The sequence below is a fragment of the Oleiphilus sp. HI0128 genome (assembly GCF_001635365.1).
Window position 1 is genome coordinate 1 of the sequence record NZ_LWGG01001488.1, and the last position, 1,198, is coordinate 1,198.

A 1,198-nucleotide genomic window follows, 5' to 3' on the forward strand; every position below is an offset into this window, starting at 1 on the left:
ACTGCTAAAAACGCCTAATTTGGGTAAGAAGTCTCTTACAGAAATTAAGGATGTGCTAGCATCTCGTGGTCTTTCATTAGGTATGCGTCTTGAAAACTGGCCTCCAGCTAGTTTGAAAGGTGATGACCGAGTACTGGGTGGCTAAGTCATCCTCGGTTTGAATAGGTAAGGAATTATAAAATGCGTCATCGTAAAAGTGGTCGTAAACTTAATAGAAATAGCTCGCACAGAAAAGCCATGTTCAAAAATATGGCAGCTTCTCTTGTTGAGCATGAGTTAATCAAAACAACTTTGCCAAAAGCTAAAGAGCTACGTCGTGTAGCTGAGCCTTTGATTACGTTAGCGAAGAACGATACAGTTGCAAATCGCCGTTTGGCTTTTGCTCGTACTCGTGACAATGCTGTTGTAGCGAAATTGTTTAATGAGCTTGGTCCTCGTTACCAAGATCGCCCAGGTGGTTATATCCGCATTCTAAAATGTGGTTTCCGTTCTGGTGATGCAGCGCCAATGGCGTTCGTTGAGCTAGTTGACCGCCCAGTGGTTGAAGCCTTCGAGGATGACGACGAGTAGGTCTATTACTCACCGTCGTAAAAAAACCAGCCTAGTGCTGGTTTTTTTGTATCTGGAATAAATAAGGCTAAAGGCCCGTAGGCCTTGCAGAGTATTGATAAACCCCGGTATTTTATATCGAGGTTTTGTTTTGCATAAATCGTTTAAAAAACAACCTCAAAATAGGTCGATTTTTTAAATCTTTTAGTAGTTTACAGTGAAAAAAACTATTTCATTCACGTAGAAGCGCGTCCTAAAAAGTACGCCGAGGTTTGTCAGCAGTCTGAAAGGCCCGTAGGCCTTGTTTTGTTTATTTCCTGGCCAGTATTGGCTTTAAGAATTGTCCAGTAAATGAACCATCGACCTCTGAGACATGCTCAGGACTTCCTGTTGCAACGATTTGACCGCCTTTCGAACCGCCTTCTGGTCCTAGGTCTACTATCCAGTCAGCAGTTTTTATGACATCTAGATTGTGCTCGATTACGACAATCGTATTGCCGTGATCTCTAAGCCTGTTAAGAACAGTCAGTAATTGCTGGATATCATAGAAGTGCAAGCCAGTAGTTGGTTCGTCAAGGATGTAGAGGGTTTTACCTGTATCTCGCTTGGAAAGCTCTTTAGCTAGTTTGACACGCTGGGCTTCGCCGCC

At 43.1% G+C, this 1,198-nt stretch carries 2 protein-coding genes and 1 pseudogene; 2 read left to right on the forward strand and 1 reads right to left on the reverse strand.

All coding sequences use genetic code 11. From position 1 onward, the window contains the following. On the forward strand, window positions 1–145 hold a 145-nt coding region (locus A3763_RS27805; RefSeq protein WP_304440847.1), incomplete at its 5' end, for a DNA-directed RNA polymerase subunit alpha C-terminal domain-containing protein. A gap of 35 nt (window positions 146–180) precedes the next feature. After that, window positions 181–570 (forward strand): 50S ribosomal protein L17, encoded by a 390-nt coding sequence (gene rplQ / locus A3763_RS24555; RefSeq protein ID WP_068511128.1) that lies wholly within the window; start codon window positions 181–183, stop codon window positions 568–570. Between the two features lie 289 nt (window positions 571–859). Here the strand turns inward: rplQ and A3763_RS24560 are convergent. After that, a pseudogene (locus tag A3763_RS24560) lies at window positions 860–1,198 on the reverse strand (excinuclease ABC subunit UvrA); the annotation flags it as partial.